Below are 17,119 nucleotides of genomic sequence, written 5' to 3'. Positions count from 1 at the left end.
CATGCGCCCCGGCTGCCGCTGATCAGACGAACTGGGGAAGGCCAGGAACGGAATTGAGGACCTCGTCCACGAGTTCGTCGCCGGCATGTTCCTTGGCGAAGGCGATCGTCTCGTTGGCGATGGCGGCGATCTTTAGAATGCTGAGACCCTCACTCATCAATTGCTGGCCGAGCCCCATGAGGCCGCCTCCGCCCTCTGGGTCGTTGCCATGATACTTCGCCACTAATTCCGAAGCTCCGGGAATGGCCGCGATCATGCGCGCAACGGGACCGTCGGCCGCGTGGCGTTGCAGGAAACCCAGCATTAACCCAACGGCCTTCTCTGCGAGAGCCGGGTCGATGCCGGCACCAGTGGCGATGCGCGATAAGAATTCTTCCATGGCAGGGTTCGTCTCTCTTTAATGAGGTTTACACGGGGCCGGTCCGGCGCCCAAAGCGCCCTTGGCCGAACCACAATTGAACTCCACAAAAATAGGCCGGCGGAAGTGCTATTGCAACTGCGCGTAAAACCGCCTCTGTCAACGCAAGCTGCGTCGGACGTGCGTATTTCGCAAAAACGGGACAGTCGTTCCGCTAAATCGCGGACAGCAGTTTCACTAATTCTCGGACAGCAGGATGGGGTCGGCGCTCGGTTGCCTGGTTGAAGTCATTTGCGATTGATTTCGCCGTTTTCGGCGCCGGTCAAGGGCGGCGGTGTTTTTTGCTTTCTCATGCTGTCGCCTTCGAGGGTGATGCGATGGGCGTTGTGGATGATCCGGTCGAGAATGGCGTCGGCTATTGTCGGCTCCGCGAATGCTTCATGATGCACCTTTCCTTGATCGCCTGGTCCGTTGCAGTCGGCGTTGAAGTTGATCGATCTGGTCGCTGGAAAGGTTTCCGCTTGGCCGCGGGCGTCACCATTTCTTTCCCACAAGATCCTTCAACGCGGCATTGTCGAGCATGGCGTCGGCCAAAAGCCGCTTCAGCCGCGTGTTCTCGTCCTCCAGAGCCTTCAGTCGCCGAGCCTCGCAGACATCCATCCCGCCGAAGCGGGCCTTCCAGTTGTAAATCGAGGCGTCGCTGACCCCGTGCTTGCGGCACAGATCGGCAACCGATACCCCGGCCTCATGTTCCTTCAAAATTCCGATGATCTGCTCTTCAGAGAAGCGGCTACGTTTCATGTCCTGGTCCTCTCGATGGGCCAGAACGAACTTCAAACCGGATTAGATAAGAGGGGCAAGGTCAAGGTCGATGACTCAACTGTTGTGTGGGGAGAGCTCTTACTTCTCATTCGCTCCAAATGCGGACGCGGCGCACGAGCTCGGAAGTTGAGATCCCGTAGCGATCGTGAAGCGTCGGCAGCGCGCCAGCGTCGAGGAACTCGTCGGGCAGGGCGATCTGGCGAAAGACTGGGGTCACTCTCTCGCGCATCAGCAGCGCGGCAACGCCTTCGCCAAGGCCACCAATGATGGTGTGGTTCTCCGCCGCCACCACCAGCCGTCCCGAACGGCGCGCGGCAGCGAGTATCGCCTCCGTATCCAGAGGTTTGATCGTCGGAACGTGCAGAACGGCGCAGCCGATCCTGTCGGCTTCAAGCGCCTTCGCGGCCTCCAGCGCGCGCATGGTCATCAGGCCGCTGGAAATGAACAATACGTCCGCGCCCTCGCGCAGCATTCGCGCCTTGCCGATTTCAAATGTATAGTCGTCTTCGTCGAGCACGACAGGAACCTTACCGCGCGAAAGCCGCATGTAGACCGGCCCGTTGTAGTCCGCGATCGCCTCCGTGGCCTGTTCGATGTCGAGCGCGTCGCAAGGGTCGATGATCGTCAGGTTCGGCATCCCGCGGAAAATCGCGATGTCCTCCGTCGCCTGGTGGCTGGGGCCGTAGCCGGTCGTCAGCCCCGGTAAGGCGCAGACGATCTTCACATTGAGTTTCTCCTCGGCGATCGCCATGCAGATGAAATCGTAGGCACGTCGCGATGCGAAGACGGCGTAGGTGGTGGCGAAGGGCGTAAAACCCTCCCGCGCCAAGCCGGCGGCGGCGCTCATCAGCACCTGCTCCGCCATGCCCATCTGATAGAAGCGGTCCGGATGCTCCTGTGCGAAGACATGGAGATCGGTGTATTTCGCGAGGTCCGCCGTCAGGCCAACTATCCCGGGCCGCTGGTGCGCCAGTCTGGCCAGTGTGTGCCCGAACGGCGCATTGCGTGTCGGTACGCCATCGGGCGCGATCGACGCGATCATCGCCGATGTGGTCTTGCGCTCACCGGCATTGGCGGCGTGGCGCGGCGCGAACTTTGACAACCTCAACGCGGACGTCCCTTTTCCAAAGCTTCGAGCGCTAACGTCCATTCGTGCGGTTCGACGCGGATGAAATGCGTGATGTCGCGGGTTTCCAGGAATGGCACACCCTTGGCCATGCGCGTATCGCAAACGATCACACGCGGACGAGGTTCCTTCAGGCCGCGCGCCATGTCGAAGGCCTTGCGGACCGCCTCGATGTCGTTGCCGTCGACGCGCTGCGCATGCCAGCCGAACGCCTCGAACTTGTCGGTCACCGGTTCGGAGGAGAGCATGGCCGTCGACGGACCATCGGCCTGCTGATTGTTGAAGTCGACAATGGCAATGAGATTGTCGAGCTTGTGGTGGGCGGCCGACATCGCGGCTTCCCAGGTCGAGCCCTCACCGAGCTCGCCGTCGGACAAAAGATTGTAGACGAAACTGTCGCTTCGCTTGCGCGTCAGCCCCATGCACATGCCAACGGCAATGCCAAGGCCGTGACCGAGCGAGCCGCCGGTGATCTCCATGCCGGGCGTGTATGGCGCCATGCCGGACATCGGCATACGGCTTTCATCGCTGCCATAGGTTTCGAGCTCTTCCTCCGGCAGCACGCCCGCTTCGATCAGAGCCGCGTAGAGCGCGATCGCATAGTGTCCGATCGACAGCAGGAAGCGGTCGCGTCCCTCCCACAACGTGTCCTCCGGCCGGTAACGAAGCGCATGGAAATAGGCGACGGCAAGCACGTCGGCGACACCCAGCGCCTGTCCGACATAACCTTGGCCCTGGACTTGACCCATCCGCACGGCGCGTCGGCGGATACGATAGGCTCGTTCGGCCAGGCTGACATTGCTGCCAGCGCGAGGCATCTCAAGCTCCGTTGTCCACTCAGCCATGGATTAGCATCCCACCGTTGACATCGATCACGGCGCCGGTGATGTAGCTGGCCAGATCGGAAGCCAGGAAGAGATAGGCGCCGGCTACGTCGCGCGCCTCGCCCAGCCGGCTGAGCGGGATTCCCTTGATGATTTCGGCGCGCATGGCGTTGGTCAGTTTGCCGCCGGTGATGTCGGTCTGGATCAGGCCCGGTGTGATGCAGTTGACGCGGATGCCTTCGGGACCGAATTCGCGCGCCATGGCCTTGGCAAGCCCCAGAACACCCGCCTTGGCAGCCGAATAGTGCGGGCCACCGAAGATGCCGCCGCCGCGCTGGGCCGAAACTGACGACATGCAGATGATCGAGCCGCCGCCATTTTCGCGCATGTTCGGGATGAATGCCTGGCTGAGATGGAGCACGCCGCGTAGGTTGACATCGAGGATGCGGTCCCAGTCAGCCGCGCTGATCTCCAGCGTCTTGACCGGCTGCGTGACGCCCGCATTGTTGCAGAGCACATCGATCCTGCCCAAGGTTTCTGTCACTTGCGCCGCCGCCCTCTTGCAGGCGTCGAGGTCCGCGACGTTGCACGCAAGGCCGATATGGTCGGGTCCAAGCGACGCAGCGGCGTCACGCGCTTGCCCGTCATCGAGGTCGAGTATTGCAACGCGAGCCCCGTGCTGTACCATCAGCGCTGCCGTGGAGCGGCCAATTCCCCGGGGGCCCGCGGCCCCCGAAATCACCACGGCCTTGCCCTTCAGCAACAAGTCGAACTCTCCTGCTATTTCTGTTTGCCGGTGATCTAAAGTCGGTAGAACCGGGCGGCGTTGTCATGGAACAGCGCGAGCCGCTCCTCGTGCGGGTGGGCGATCGTAATTTCCTTGAAGGCGTTCAAAATGGCGTCGAAGCTCGAGAACAGCTTGTCGACGGGGAAGTTCGTCGCGAACATCGAGCGGCCGACGCCGAAGGCTGCGATCGCCTCCTCGATGCTCGGCGCCGTCGACCTGCATGCCGGTGTGATTGAGAATGATCTGCACGTCGGGAAAGTCGCGCGCCAGTTCGAGGAACTCGCTCATCTGCGGATAGTAGAGCTGCGGGTCGAAGCTCAGCCCGCGCTTCGCCAGCTCCCGGAAGCCGCGCCGCCATTCGGGCGTACGACTGACCTCCGGCCGCGCCAGATAGGTCTTGGCGGGGTCGGGATGATAATTCATCGGCTGCCGCATGCCGCGGAAGTTCGGATATTCCATGTGGCGGTCGAGGAGGTCGCCGACGTCGGGTTGGGACAGGTCGGCATAGCCGACGATGCCATGCGGAAAGCCTCGCTTGTTGGCGATCTCCTGCAGCCAGCGCGTTTCCCCAACCGGATCGCCGGGATCGAGAAGCAGCACTTCGGCTCCGGTGGAAAGGGCACGAGCGATCCGGACGATCTGGCCTTCGTGGAGGGACAATTTGCGTGCCGGCATTATCGATGATCGCTTCGCCGATCGCTGGGTCGATCAGCTGGAGCGCTCCGAGCGCAGTTTCGCGCGTGCGGCGACGGCTGATCTGCGACCAGCCCGACCTCGCATGCACAATGCCGATGTTTTCCGCGACCGGACAGCTCGGGCAACAGCGCCAGCTCCTGATGCACCACCGCGATGATCGGGCTGTTGTGGTCGGCCTTCGACGAGGCGAAGCCAATCTCGCCGGCTTCGCGTGAGGTCAGCCCTGTGACGATGCGGATGAGAGTGCTTTTGCCGGCGCCGTTGCCGCCCAGGAGCGCGTGGATTTCGTCGGCCCGGACCTGAAAACTCACACCCCGCAGGACACGGGTTGCGTCATAACTCTTCTCGATATTGGCAGCTTCGATCAGGGGCTTCCTGGTCAATACCTGTCCAACTCCCGGCACGTTGCCGGCGCTACCCAAGCTTTGGGTTGAACTCGGCTCCATCCTGTATCTCCTTCCGGGACCACTGTGCGACCGATTGACATTCGGCTCAATTTTCGTTTCTTAACATTCTGTGTAGCTGAGCTTAACTGACGAGGACGAGGTCAGACATCAAGTTCAATTCGATGACGCATTTCGAGGCAGTCGCGCGGCTCGGCGGCGTGGCAAAGGCCGCTCAGGAATTGCAGGTGACACCTTCGGCGGTTAGCCAGCAGCTGCGGCTGCTCGAACACCAACTCGGGGTGCGGCTTTTTCAGCGCGAAAAGCGCCATCTCTCGCTCACGATCGACGGCGAGCGGCTCTTCCAGACCACGACCCAGGCTTTCGAATCCATACGCGAGGTGCGTAATGCCATTGTGCGGCAGCGCGAAAGCTTCCAGCTTAGCCTGCGCGTCAGTCCTTCCTTCGGCGAGAAATGGCTGGCGCCGCGGTTGGCCGAGTTCAGCAAGGGCTATCCGAGCTGGAATTTGCGCGTCGACGCCACGCCCAATTTCTCGGATTTCGAAACGGAGGTCATCGATCTCGATCTTCGTTATGGCGACGGCGGCTGGGCCGGCCTTTATTCGGATTGCGTCGTCAACGATCTGATCCTGCCGATGTGCTCGCCTTCCTATCTTGCCGAACTGCGCGCGATCTCACCGGATCCGCGCGAGCAGCTTCGCCATGCGCGGTTGATCGACAGTGTGAAGGCCTATTTCCGGTGGGATTATTGGCTGCCGTGCAACGGTATCCAGGGCGCCCGCATGACGTATCCCTATCGTTTCGACCGTTCGTCAATGTCGGTTCAACTGGCGAAGGACGGTGCAGGTGTGGTCCTGGAAAGCACATCCATCGCATTCGAGGACCTGGTGTCGGGTTCTCTGGTTCCGGTCTCGATAGAGTTCGAGGTCATCGAGTTTCCGGGATACTGGCTGGTCTGTCCTTCGCGGCATATGAACCGGCGCGCGGTTCGCCTGTTTTCGGACTGGGTGTCACGCGTGGGTAAGCGCGACACCGATCTGGCTCGCCGGTTTCTGGCGGATAAGCAACTGCGCATATCGTTCGAACGACGGCCTCATTTCGGGGCACGGGATGACAAAGCGGCGCCAATGGCGTGAACAGTTCGGCGTTCAAGACATGGCAAGACGAAGATTGACAGCACGTTGCGGTTGAGGAGCTGGCAAAACCCAGGCTGTGTGCAAGCGAATGGGTTGGCCCCGCTTTTCATTTTCCGCGTAGCCTGTGCCTGTGGCTGCCTTGCGGTGACGCTGTGTTGCAGCACCGCGCAGTAGGTGGGACCGCCATCATATGCTCCGTCGGCCGTGAATTGGTCGATCTCTGCGTCGACCCGGTCGAGCAGCGGCTTCACCTGCGAGGGATCGTCGCCGTCCTGGTCGGTCAGACAATGGGCGATGATCTCCCCGCTGTCGGCATTGAGAACCAAATGCAGCTTGCGCCAGGTCCGGCGTGATCTGGCACCGTGCTTGTCTTCCAGCCATTGGCCGGCGCCGTAGACTTTCAAATCCGGTGCTATCGATCAGCACATGCAGCGGACCGTCCTCGGGATGCCGCTGCCGCTTGGCCGATGGTTCCCATATCTGCGCCCGGCGGCTTAGCGTCGTGTGATCGGGAACCGGTAGATCAAGCCCCATCAGATCGAGCAGCGAGGTCGCCAATCCCTCGCTCTGGCGCAGACGAAGCCCGAAGACGCATCCCAGTGTCAAGACCGCCTCGATGGCGAGATCGGAATAGCGGGGCTGGCCGCCGCGGGTCGTTCTTCGCGGCGCATGCCACCTGGCAAAGCCTTCTTCTGTCAACCACAGCGTCAGACTGCCGCGCCGCCGAAGGCCCGCCTCGTATTCCGGCCAGTTTGTCACCTTGAATTTCATCTTCGCGACTCGGTGGCGGCGGCTGGCATTGTGTTTGTAGGGCATCGGGCGAAGATCATGTCGTTGGCGATCTCGCCTGCCTATCGGCAAACCCTTGAAAAATGTTCCACGCACCAACGCCTCGACAAGCACCTTTCTTCAAAACATTTCCCGAACGACCCGCAGCGCAAAGCCTCCCCATGAGAAAAGAGCATCCCATGTCTTTCACGCCATTGATTGCCCCCGAGATCAAGGCCCGCTACCCGGATTTTCATCTGATCAGCATTGTGGTGCGGAACGCTGAAATCGACGTGCCGGATGCACAGGCGTTGAACGACACGATTGCGGCGGCGGAACAGGCGGCGCTTCGCGATGACGCCCAAAGGGACGCGCATCTTGCGGCGTGGGCCGTTGCCTACGAGGCTTTCGGCACAAAAGCCAATCGAACGCCGTGCTCGGCCGCCGCGCTTCTCAAGCGGGTGCGGAAAGATGGCTCTCTCCCGCGGATTTCCCCACTGGTTGATGCCTACAATGCCGTCAGCGTGTTGTATGGCGTTCCGATTGGCGGGGAGGATCTCGATCTCTACCAGGGGGTCCCGAGACTTTTAACTGCGAAGGGAGCGGAGCCATTCGACACGATCGAGCAAGGTGAAATGGTAAGCGAGCATCCCGAACCGGGCGAAGTCATCTGGTGCGATGATGCCGGTGTCACGTGCCGCCGCTGGAACTGGCGGCAGGGGCGGCGCACCATGGTCACGGTCGATACCCGCGCCATGTGGCTCGTGCTGGAAGCCCTCGGCCCAATGTCAGCTAAACAGATGACGGCCACCGGAGAGCATCTGATGGGACTTATCCAAGCGTTGTGCCCGGGTGCGCGAATCGAAACAGCGCGGATCGACGAGTCCACTACATCTCGTGTTCCTTAGGGCATGGCCCCACCTTTCGGAGAAACACCCCACTCAGCCCTGTCCGGATCTGGCGCTCCTTGCTCGCTCCGCTGGCCTACACAGTTGATTGCGAACGACCCAGAACGGCTCTCGAAAACGAGCGTCGAACGAAATCAGATCACCGTTTGTTCTCCCTTAGCGTTGTTTGGCGTACTTTTATCGCGATGCCCTCTTGTGGGCCGTGCCATAACGCAGTTGATGATCATGCCTGACTACGAAGCGTCGGCCGCCGATAGTCTGGATACAGCGCTCGCTGTGCTGGATGAGGTATGTTATCGCCTGAGATCTGACCGCCTCATCCCAGCGGACAAAACGGGGCAGGGAGGGGGCTTTTCAGAGCCCGGACGCCTTGGTGAGATTGACGCGGAAACGATCGCGCCGGCGCTGATACTTTCGCGTCATCTCGGCCGAGGCGTGACCGAGCTGCTTTTGCACATAGCGCTCGTCGACCTCGGCCGAGGACGCGAGGGTGGGAATAATGACCGGCGCCATCGCGATCGCCGAACGCCACGGCTTTGGGCGCACCCTTGGAGCCTGGCTCGCCGACGCCCTGCTGTCGCAACGGATGGGTTGGGTCCACGCGGTGCCGCTGCTGGGCGCCGATGCGGTCTTGGGCACAAGCGCCCGCCCGCGTCGATCGGCAGCCAACTCTGTGGCGACAAGCATTGGGACAAATCCTGAGCGTGCGAAAGGCCTGCTTGCCGCGCAAGCGCGCGCTGCGCTGCGCGCGATGGATCTTTCCGCCGAACTTGGGCGCCGGGCGGACCGGCTGCTTGCCGTTGCGCCAAAGCTCAGGGCCAAGGCGGCGGACATCGTCGTCGAAAAGCTCCTGTCCGACGACGCCATCGTAGCCTCGGAAAACATTGCCGGCATGAGCGATCGCGGATTGCGCCGCCTGTTCGACCGGCTGGGCGAGCTCGGTGCCGTCCGAGAGCTATCCGGCCGTCCGACCTTCCGCATCTACGGACTCTGAAGACCATGGCCGAGGCGACGCGCAGACGACGGAACGACCAGCCAGATGACGATCGATCAGGCGACCGCCTGTTTGATCGGGAGTTGGATCATCTGCCGCCGGAGGCGCGCTGGCGCGAATGGATGCATCGCGTCGAGGCGACCATTTTTGCGGCCAGCGAGCCGGTCAACCGCGAAACGCTGGCGCGCATCGTCGGCAAAAGCTGCAGCATTGATCTCCTCATCGACGACATCCGCGAAGAACTGCGCGGTCGGCCCTATGACCTCGTCGCCGTCGCCAGCGGCTGGAAGCATCTGACGCGGCCGGCCTATGCCGATGCCATCCGTGCCGCGGTCGGCGGAAACGAGCGAGCCGTGGATCTGACACAATCTGAAGTGCTGGTGCTGATGTGTGTGGCGTACTTCCAGCCGATCACCCGCGCCGAGCTTTCTTCCTTCTTCGGCAAGGAGATCAGCCGCGATCTCATCGGTCATCTGCGCGGCGCGAAGCTGATTGCGTCCGGTCCGCGCAGCCCGACGCCCGGCGCGCCCTACACCTACGTCACGACCAAAGAATTCCTGCTGGAGTTCGGTCTCGACACGCTGCGCGACCTGCCGGATTTCGAAGCGCTGGAGGATGCCGGACTGCTGAGCAAGGAGAAGCTGCTGGCTGGTGACATCATGTCCGACTTTGCCAGCCTCAAAGAGGCCGTTGAAGTCGAGGCCGACGAATAGCTGGACGCTGACGACGGAACGACCGCTGCGTTTGCATGTACATGATCAATAGATCGATCGGCGATAGGCAGTGGGCAGGCCGACAGGTGGCGCATTGTCCGAAATTTGCGGGCATATTTCGGACATCGGTCGAAATTCAGCCCGGCCTCGTTTGGCCCGGCCTTAGAGCCATCCGTTGTCCAGATCGGCTATCGTGAATGGAGCTTCTGTTCGGGCTGAACGAGGACGAGTTCGAGGGGGGAAGAGTGCAATCAAAGAGATCGGCAGTTTCTGCTGTTGAACGTCCGTTCTCATTTGGAGGAAATGTAACAGCGCGAGTTCTCAAAGGAACTTATCCCAGCTATGCTTAAACGGGGCGGCGGGGCAAACGGGATGAGGTTGCCATTTCCTTGGACGGTGGCTGTCGCCTTGGCGACAGTGCTGAGTGTTGCAGGCACCGCCACTGCCCAGGAATCCCGATACTCTGCGCGGCAGGTTCAACAGGCCCTTACCGAACATGGGTACGATCTCGGCACCGCGGATGGAATTTGGGGACGTCGGTCCATCAGTGCGCTCAAGGCATTCCAGAAAGCGGGCAATCTTCCTCAGACGGGTACTTTGGACGAAGCGACGTCAGCGGCGCTTTTTCCGAAACCCAAGGTGGCGCGTGGCCCGTTGACGCCCATAGCCACGGATGCGCGCCCTTCGAGTTTGGAGCAGCCTGGTGTTCCAACGACGGTAACTCCAGAGACAAGTAACGTGGAAGCCGGGAAAGCTGGCGATGTCGGCCAGGCACCGCCTTTGCTGACGCATACGGAGGGGGCTTCAGCCAAATCCGATCGTTTGGCGCCGGAGCCCAACAAGGTCAGAGAGAGGCCAACCAGCCCAACGCCACGTTTGATCTATTTGGGCCTGCTAGGGATCGCAGCCGCGTTCTTCTTCCTGCGGCGACGCCGAAGAAATTCAGCAGCGGAGTCGGTTCCAACGGCATCCGAAAGCAAGCGCAGCGAACCTGAGCGCACTCCCAACCGGTCGGCCAGAACCGATAGGCATCGCCTCCATGTCCCGACCGATCGCATGGTTCCAGCCAACAATGCTGCTGGAAGGCAGCCAGTCGACCAAAAGCTGGTCCTGCCGGCGGATATTGCGGCTTCTCTTGCGGTACACAACGCCGCCGTCCACGATTTCATCCGACAGAGAGGAGCAATCCGATGGCCTAAATCAGGGGCCAATCCTTCAGCCAGGCAGCCGGACGCTCCCGCAAAAACGAGTTGGCAAAGCATAGAGGCCAGCGAGGTCACCCCGGTAACGACAACGGGATCGCTCGCATCGCATGGTGCTCAGATAGCGGAATCCATTCGACAACGCGGTCCTGTTCTCATTCCCCCTACGGCCGCAACGGATCAGACGCAGCCGTCGGGTTCCGAAAGCAAGGGCAGCCAACTTGATAGCGGTCTCTACCAATCGGCCAGACGCAACAGGCACCTCTTGGTTCGGAACGATCTGATCGCTCCAGCCAATATTGCAGTTGCAAGACAACCGGTCGAACAGAAACAAGCCTTACCATCAGATATTGCGACTTCTGTCGCCGCACATAATAGAGCTGTCCACGACTTCATCAGACAACGCGGAGCCATTAGACCGCCCAAACCACTGCCCAATCCTTCAGCCGCTCCCGCAAAGACGGGTTGGCAAAGCATTGAAACCACCAAGGTCACCCCGGTAACGACCACAACCGATGGATCGCTCGCATCGGACAATGCTCAGGTTTCGGATTTCATTCGGCAACGCGGCCCTATGCTTGTTCCCAACACGGCCCGAACGGACCAGCCGCGGTGGTTCGACCGGCTACCCGCAGTGCGAGCGAGCCCCACCGCCCGCCAGTCGGCACATTGGTTTCCTGCGAATACAGCAGCAATGGTGGGAAGCCATGACATTCCCGGGGGCATGATCTATGTAGGCGAGCACCTGCCGAGGCAGGGCACTTCAACCGACCCGGAGAACTGCCTGATCGACCCGAGATTGACCGTGGGCGCTCACGGCGATCCGCTCGGTCAGACGATGGGCTACTGGCCGTCCTACTTGAGCATTTCGCCCCCGGCGCGAAAATCCTTTCTGGACTGGCTTGCCGGATCGCGATCCGATCCCGACGCCTATATCGGATACGTGTTCCTCTACTTCTACGGTCTCGAACGCCGCCTCATGTTGGAAGAAAGCCCACCCGACGCCGATGGTGTCGTTGCCGAGGTTTGCCGGCTATTGCAGGTGTATGGAGGGAATGGTTCGTTCAAGCGTTATGCTGGTGCGTTGCTTTCGGCCTACCAGCTAAAATCGGCTCGGTTGCCAGAAAAGTTTGATCTGGAGGTCGAGGAAAATAGCTACGAGATCCCGATAATGCTGAAGGTCGCCCTCGGGATGCGGGTGCGCAGCGGAGAGGCGATCGAGCCGGACCTTTTGTTGGCTTACGTCCTAGCCGACCCCGAAACGAGGGTGCGAACGCCGGCGCGACGGGCACAGACTCTGTTGCGAGAGCTGTTCGCGGAAGCGGTGGAGAAGCAATATCCAAATGGTGTGCGCGTTCCGGCCGCCGGAGTACGAAAACTGAAGGTCAACTACCGTGCCTGCAGCGGGACGTTCGATCTTGCAATCCGCGCCTTTGGCGGTGACCTGCCGGACATCACAAACCGCAGCGAACCGATAGGCGGTGCACGCCGCATCTTCGACGACTGCACGGATCGGCTCGACAACTACAGCCGCATGCTCGGCCGTTCGGAGGGACTGACGCCTAGCCTTGCGGCTGCGGCTCAGCTGCCCTTGGGTTTGCGCGTGAAGAATTGTGAAACACTCGCTGGTCGCCCATTGAGCCGGCTCCAGGAACTAGCGCGTGATGGAATATTGATACCCATGCGACAACTCGCTGAATTGGCCGGGATGGAGCCCAACAAAATTTCCGCGCGGGCGAAGCAGAAGGAACTCTCAGCAATTCTGGCCGCCTTTGGCTATGGCCATACCGCCGACCCTTCCTTTTCCCTGAAGTCGGCAAAGCCAGACGAACTGGCGATGGTCTTTGCTCTGGAGCGTGAAGCCGAAGCTGACCTCGAGCCCGGCGACCACTACCGTCCCATGCAATTGTCAATCATGCTCGGCATGGTGATCGCTTTCGCCGACGGTCTCCTTCACCCCTTGGAGGAACGCAGGCTCTTCGGCAGGATTAACGAAGCGCCCGGTCTGTCGAGGGACGAACGTGTACGCCTCAAAGCCGAACTCACCGTCTGCGCAGCCGATGCCAGCCGCGTGGTGGATTGGACCAAACGCATAGGAGACGTGCCAGAGGACCGCCGCGAAGACCTTGCCGATGAATTGGTGGCTGTCGCCGCGGCAGACGGAACCCTTCACGCACGAGAAGTGTCGCAGCTGGAGAAACTGTTCAGGCTGATGGATCTCGACGAAAACTCCCTGTATTCGCGACTGCATGGGAGTGTTGCGCCGCAGAACAAGCCGCGTGACGGAAGTGACGATCTTCCCCTGGTTATCCCCGCCGGGATCCAGCCGCCGGGCACTCCGGTGTCGCTGGCGCCTCCTGGAGCGCCTGCGATGCGCGTCGACATCTCGCGTCTGGAAGCGATCCGACGCGAAACACGGAGCACGTCCAGCGTCCTTGCCGATATCTTCGTCGACGAAGCAGAGCCGCCGATCGAGCTTCCGCCCGCGATCGAGGAAATCGAGACGTCCAATGGCGACGCGCGCTTCGACGGACTGGAGCGACGCTATGCGTGGCTTCTGTCGCAACTGATCGAGCAGGACAACTGGACAGCTTCGGATTTCGAGCGTCTGGTGCGTGGTGCCGATCTGATGCCGGGCGCGGCGAAGCAAGCACTGAACGATTGGTCGCTCGACCGCTTCGATGAACTCGTCCTGGACGGCGAGGACCCTGTCACCGTCAACACCAGCCTGTTTCCCGAGACTATTCCCCAGCCTCCGTCGCTTACCGTGTCTGTCGAAGGAATGTCAGCATGACGACAAAAACCCCACCGATCAAACCGAGAGATCGAGACACCATCATCAGTGCCTTGCGTGCCGGCGTCGTACCGCGCATCGGGCTCCAGCATATCCAGGTCGGACGCCAGCGCGAGATCGAAGCGCTGATTCAGGACATAGAGCGTATCAGCAATGGCGGCTCGAGCATCCGTCTCGTCATTGGCGCCTATGGTGCCGGCAAGACCTTCTTCCTGTTCCTCATCAGGCAGATCGCACTTCAGCGCAAGCTCGCCGTCTGCCAGGCCGACCTCTCTCCGGACCGACGCATCCATGCCACCGGTGGACAGGCGCGAACGCTTTATGCCGAGCTTGCCACCAGCCTGGCGACCCGCACTGCTCCAGACGGAGGGGCGCTCAGAAACATTCTGGAAAGCTACATCCAGAAAGCGTCGGAGCGGGCTTCCTCCAGCGGGACGACCATCGAAACCGCGATCAAGGACGGTCTTGGCGACCTTCGCGAGATGGTCGGCGGATATGATTTCGCAACCGTGATCGTTGCCTATGCGCGCGGTTACGAGGAAGGAAATGGCAATTTGCAGGACGCGGCGCTGCGTTGGTTGCGCGGCGAATACACGACCAAAACAGAGGCGCGGGCCGACCTGGGCGTGCGTACCATCATCGACGACGCGTCCTTCTATGATGGCCTGAGACTGCTCGCCCGTTTCACAAGGCTCGCTGGCTTCGGCGGCCTGTTGATCTGTCTCGACGAACTCGTCAATCTCTACAAGCTGCAGAGCGCCCAGGCCCGCAAACAGAATTACGAGCAGATTCTGCGCATCTTCAACGATGTTCTGCAGGGCACGACGCAGGGTATCGGCTTCATATTGGGCGGGACGCCGGAATTCCTGCTCGACACGCGGCGCGGCCTGTACTCTTACGAGGCCTTGCAGTCCCGCCTTGCCGGGAACAGCTTTGCCGGCAATGGCCTTGCCGACTATTCCGGTCCGGTGGTCAATCTGCCGAACCTGACGCCGGAAGAACTCTACCATCTCCTGGAGCGGCTACGCGACGTCTTTGCGGCGGGCGATCAGGAAAAATGGCTCGTACCGGATGAGGCGCTCCACGCATTCATGGACCATTGCGCCAACCGGATCGGCGAGGCCTATTTTCGTACCCCGCGCAACACGGTGAAGGCCTTCGTCGATCTGCTCGCGATCCTGCAGCAAAACCCCGGCACGGATTGGAAAGAGATGCTCGGCGCAATGGATGTCGCGGAAGATCGAGGCAGTGCTGGCGACCAGGCGATCGACGACGTCGAAGGCGGATCGGACGACGAGCTTGCAACCCTCCGCATTTGACACGCTTTCCGAGCCGGTCAGGCGCTGGATATGGCAGCGGAAATGGTCGTCCCTGCGTGATGTCCAGGAAAAAGCCATTCCGGCCATCCTCGCGGGCGGCGATGTCGTGATCTCCGCACGCACTGCCGCCGGCAAGACTGAAGCCGCCTTCCTGCCGTTGTTGACCCGGTATGCCGAGCACGCAGGCAGCGCCGATGGGTTCGCCATCCTCTATGTCAGCCCACTGAAGGCATTGATCAACGATCAGCACCGGCGGCTGGAGAGCCTGTGCGAGGGCAGTGGCGTCCTCCTGCACAAATGGCATGGCGACGTATCGGCGGACGCCAAAACCCGGGCACGGAAACGCCCGTCAGGTATCGTGCTGATCACGCCGGAATCGCTGGAGGCGTTGCTCGTTCGCAGGGGCGGTGAGGTTACGCAGCTGTTTTCGCGCCTCGATGCGGTGGTCATCGATGAGTTGCATGCCTTCATCGGCACCGAGCGTGGCATGCAGCTGCAGTCGATCCTGAACAGGATCGAAGTGGCGACCGCGCGAGACCGCATCGATCGAATTGGGCTGTCGGCAACACTTGGCGACATGAGCCTGGCTGCCGAGGCGCTGCGGCCCGGCAAAGGGACCAGCGTCACGATCGTGGAAGGCGAGGACGAGGGAAACGGGGTCCGTTTGCAGATCCGGGGTTATCTGCTGGACGGCACCGCCCCGGGCGATCTCACGGCCACATCAGACGATGGCGATCCGCCCAGAAAGTCGGCCGAACCTTTCGAACAACCGACGGTCCCAGCGGCGCTTGCGGCCGACTTGTTTCGTCTGCTGCGCGGCCAGAGCAATCTGCTGTTTGCCGGATCTCGCGCCAATGTCGAGGTTTATGCCGACATGCTGCGTTCGATGTGCGACGAAGCGAGCTTTCCAAATGAGTTCTTCCCGCATCATGGCAATCTCGCAAGGGCAATGCGCGAGGAGGTCGAAGCGCGACTTCGAGACGATCCGCGCCCGACCACGGCGGTCGCGACCACCACCCTGGAACTCGGAATCGATATTGGCGAGGTGGAGACAATCGCCCAGATCGGGCCCGGTTTTTCGGTCGCATCACTTCGCCAGCGCCTTGGCCGATCCGGCCGCAGGGCCGGAAAGCCCGCAACGCTGCGCATGTTCGTCATCGAGCCCCCCATTGGTAAGGGACGACACCCAATTGATCGCTTACGCCTGGATCTGGTTCAGTCGATTGCAATGGTTGAGTGCCTGCGGGGGGGATGGTGTGAGCCGCCATTGCCAGCTGGCCTGCATCTTTCAACGCTCCTCCATCAAGTGATGGCACTGATAGCACAGACGGGGGGCGTAAGCCCGACGGTCGCCTGGAAACTGTTATGCGAGCGCGGCCCCTTCCGAGCCGTGGACAGGAGGCTGTTTGCCGAATTGCTCCGGTGCATGGCCACACCTGAAAACCAGTTGCTTGAGCAGTCTCCGGAAGGCTTGCTCATGATCGGATCGACCGGGGAAAAAATCACGGAATCGTACGAATTCTATGCTGTTTTCGCCACGGAACGAGAGTACCGCATCATTCACGATGCACGCACACTCGGCACCTACCCGCTGAATTCCCCGGTTGCACGTGGCGAAACCATCATTTTTGCGGGGCGCCGCTGGCAAGTCAGCGAAATCGACGATCGCGCTCGGGTCATCATGGTCAAGCCGACACGGGCGGGAAAGCCACCGCATTTCAATGGCAAGGGGGCGGCGATCCACGATCATGTGGTGGCAACGATGCGCACGGTTCTCGCATCCGACGAGGCCTATCCATATCTCGATCCCGCCGCAAAGCGGCTGCTGGATGAGGCGCGCAGTTCGTTCCTGGACCTGCAGCTGAATCGTCGTTCAATCATTACGCATGGAGAGGGGGTCCTGATTTTCCCTTGGGTCGGAACCAGGAAACTGCAGACGCTGACCCTGGCACTGCTGTCGCGCGAGGTTAGAGCATCGCATTTCGGGCATGCCATTGAGCTTCAGGAATGCGAAGCGGAGAAGGCCATGCAAACGCTGCAGGACATAGCCGGTTCGCCGGCGCCACACGGAAAAGACCTGGCTGTACGACTAGCGCAACCCGCATTGGCGAAGTTCGACAACTTCCTCACAAACGACCTAATGACACTGGTCACAATGGTGGAAAGAATCAGCGCCAAGGACTTGCCCCTGATCGCCTCCAACACACTGGGAAGTCATACGCCGCATGAAGTCGCGTAACCGCCGGGATCGGTAGCTCGCACTCGGAT

Annotated in this window: 11 protein-coding genes and 6 pseudogenes; 7 read left to right on the top strand and 10 right to left on the bottom strand. The window is 61.0% G+C overall.

Annotation, left to right across the window (positions count from 1 at the left end):
• Window positions 1-22: 22 nt before the first annotated feature.
• From NKG60_RS17320 to NKG60_RS17285, 8 genes and pseudogenes are all read right to left on the bottom strand, one after another.
• Window positions 23-379: a hypothetical protein gene (locus NKG60_RS17320; protein ID WP_352532429.1), complete on the bottom strand. Its 357-nt coding sequence runs from the start codon at window positions 377-379 to the stop codon at window positions 23-25.
• Between the two features lie 266 nt (window positions 380-645).
• Window positions 646-801: pseudogene (locus tag NKG60_RS17315) on the bottom strand (ATP-binding protein); the annotation flags it as partial.
• 71 nt (window positions 802-872) lie between these two features.
• A pseudogene (locus NKG60_RS17310) lies at window positions 873-1,159 on the bottom strand (transposase); the annotation flags it as partial.
• A 106-nt stretch (window positions 1,160-1,265) separates the two neighbouring features.
• The gene (locus tag NKG60_RS17305; protein WP_502895560.1) at window positions 1,266-2,288 is read right to left on the bottom strand and encodes a transketolase family protein; all 1,023 of its coding nucleotides are present in this window, start codon (window positions 2,286-2,288) and stop codon (window positions 1,266-1,268) included.
• Window positions 2,285-3,124: a transketolase gene (locus tag NKG60_RS17300; RefSeq protein WP_352975226.1), complete on the bottom strand. Its 840-nt coding sequence runs from the start codon at window positions 3,122-3,124 to the stop codon at window positions 2,285-2,287. Before NKG60_RS17300 ends, NKG60_RS17305 begins: the two co-directional genes overlap by 4 nt.
• 19 nt (window positions 3,125-3,143) lie before the next feature.
• Window positions 3,144-3,896, bottom strand: a complete 753-nt coding sequence (locus NKG60_RS17295) for an SDR family NAD(P)-dependent oxidoreductase (protein WP_352901809.1) — start codon at window positions 3,894-3,896, stop codon at window positions 3,144-3,146.
• 35 nt (window positions 3,897-3,931) lie between these two features.
• Window positions 3,932-4,592, bottom strand: a pseudogene (locus NKG60_RS17290) (amidohydrolase family protein).
• The gene (locus NKG60_RS17285) at window positions 4,592-5,059 is read right to left on the bottom strand and encodes an ATP-binding cassette domain-containing protein (RefSeq protein ID WP_352457358.1); all 468 of its coding nucleotides are present in this window, start codon (window positions 5,057-5,059) and stop codon (window positions 4,592-4,594) included. Before NKG60_RS17285 ends, NKG60_RS17290 begins: the two are co-directional and overlap by 1 nt.
• Before the next feature lie 122 nt (window positions 5,060-5,181).
• On the opposite strand from NKG60_RS17285, the gene NKG60_RS17280 reads away from it, so the two are divergent.
• Complete coding sequence (locus NKG60_RS17280) at window positions 5,182-6,153, top strand: LysR substrate-binding domain-containing protein (RefSeq protein ID WP_352457357.1); 972 nt, start codon at window positions 5,182-5,184, stop codon at window positions 6,151-6,153.
• Between the two features lie 95 nt (window positions 6,154-6,248).
• On the opposite strand, the pseudogene NKG60_RS17275 reads toward NKG60_RS17280, so the two are convergent.
• Window positions 6,249-6,969 (bottom strand): annotated as a pseudogene (locus tag NKG60_RS17275) (IS5 family transposase); the annotation flags it as partial.
• A 152-nt stretch (window positions 6,970-7,121) separates the two neighbouring features.
• Between NKG60_RS17275 and NKG60_RS17270 the strand changes: the two are divergent.
• Window positions 7,122-7,829: a B3/B4 domain-containing protein gene (locus tag NKG60_RS17270; RefSeq protein WP_352975225.1), complete on the top strand. Its 708-nt coding sequence runs from the start codon at window positions 7,122-7,124 to the stop codon at window positions 7,827-7,829.
• A gap of 354 nt (window positions 7,830-8,183) precedes the next feature.
• Here NKG60_RS17270 and NKG60_RS17265 read toward each other — a convergent pair.
• Window positions 8,184-8,318, bottom strand: a pseudogene (locus tag NKG60_RS17265) (integrase); the annotation flags it as partial.
• Window position 8,319: 1 nt separating this feature from the next.
• On the opposite strand from NKG60_RS17265, the pseudogene NKG60_RS17260 reads away from it, so the two are divergent.
• The 5 genes and pseudogenes from NKG60_RS17260 to NKG60_RS17240 all read left to right on the top strand — a co-directional run.
• Window positions 8,320-8,823, top strand: a pseudogene (locus NKG60_RS17260) (DUF1403 family protein); the annotation flags it as partial.
• 5 nt (window positions 8,824-8,828) lie between these two features.
• The gene (gene scpB / locus NKG60_RS17255) at window positions 8,829-9,536 is read left to right on the top strand and encodes an SMC-Scp complex subunit ScpB (protein ID WP_352975224.1); all 708 of its coding nucleotides are present in this window, start codon (window positions 8,829-8,831) and stop codon (window positions 9,534-9,536) included.
• A 342-nt stretch (window positions 9,537-9,878) separates the two neighbouring features.
• Complete coding sequence (locus NKG60_RS17250) at window positions 9,879-13,532, top strand: TerB N-terminal domain-containing protein (protein WP_352975223.1); 3,654 nt, start codon at window positions 9,879-9,881, stop codon at window positions 13,530-13,532.
• Entirely contained in the window at window positions 13,529-14,851 is a 1,323-nt protein-coding gene (locus tag NKG60_RS17245) for an ATP-binding protein (protein ID WP_352706976.1), read from the top strand. The genes NKG60_RS17250 and NKG60_RS17245 overlap by 4 nt, the downstream gene beginning before the upstream one ends.
• Window positions 14,760-17,090, top strand: a complete 2,331-nt coding sequence (locus NKG60_RS17240; protein WP_352706978.1) for a DEAD/DEAH box helicase — start codon at window positions 14,760-14,762, stop codon at window positions 17,088-17,090. Before NKG60_RS17245 ends, NKG60_RS17240 begins: the two co-directional genes overlap by 92 nt.
• Window positions 17,091-17,119 lie beyond the last annotated feature (29 nt).

The organism is Mesorhizobium sp. M1428, from assembly GCF_040317515.1.
Classification (GTDB): Bacteria; Pseudomonadota; Alphaproteobacteria; order Rhizobiales; family Rhizobiaceae; genus Mesorhizobium.
This window is presented reverse-complemented; position numbering and strand designations above follow the sequence as displayed.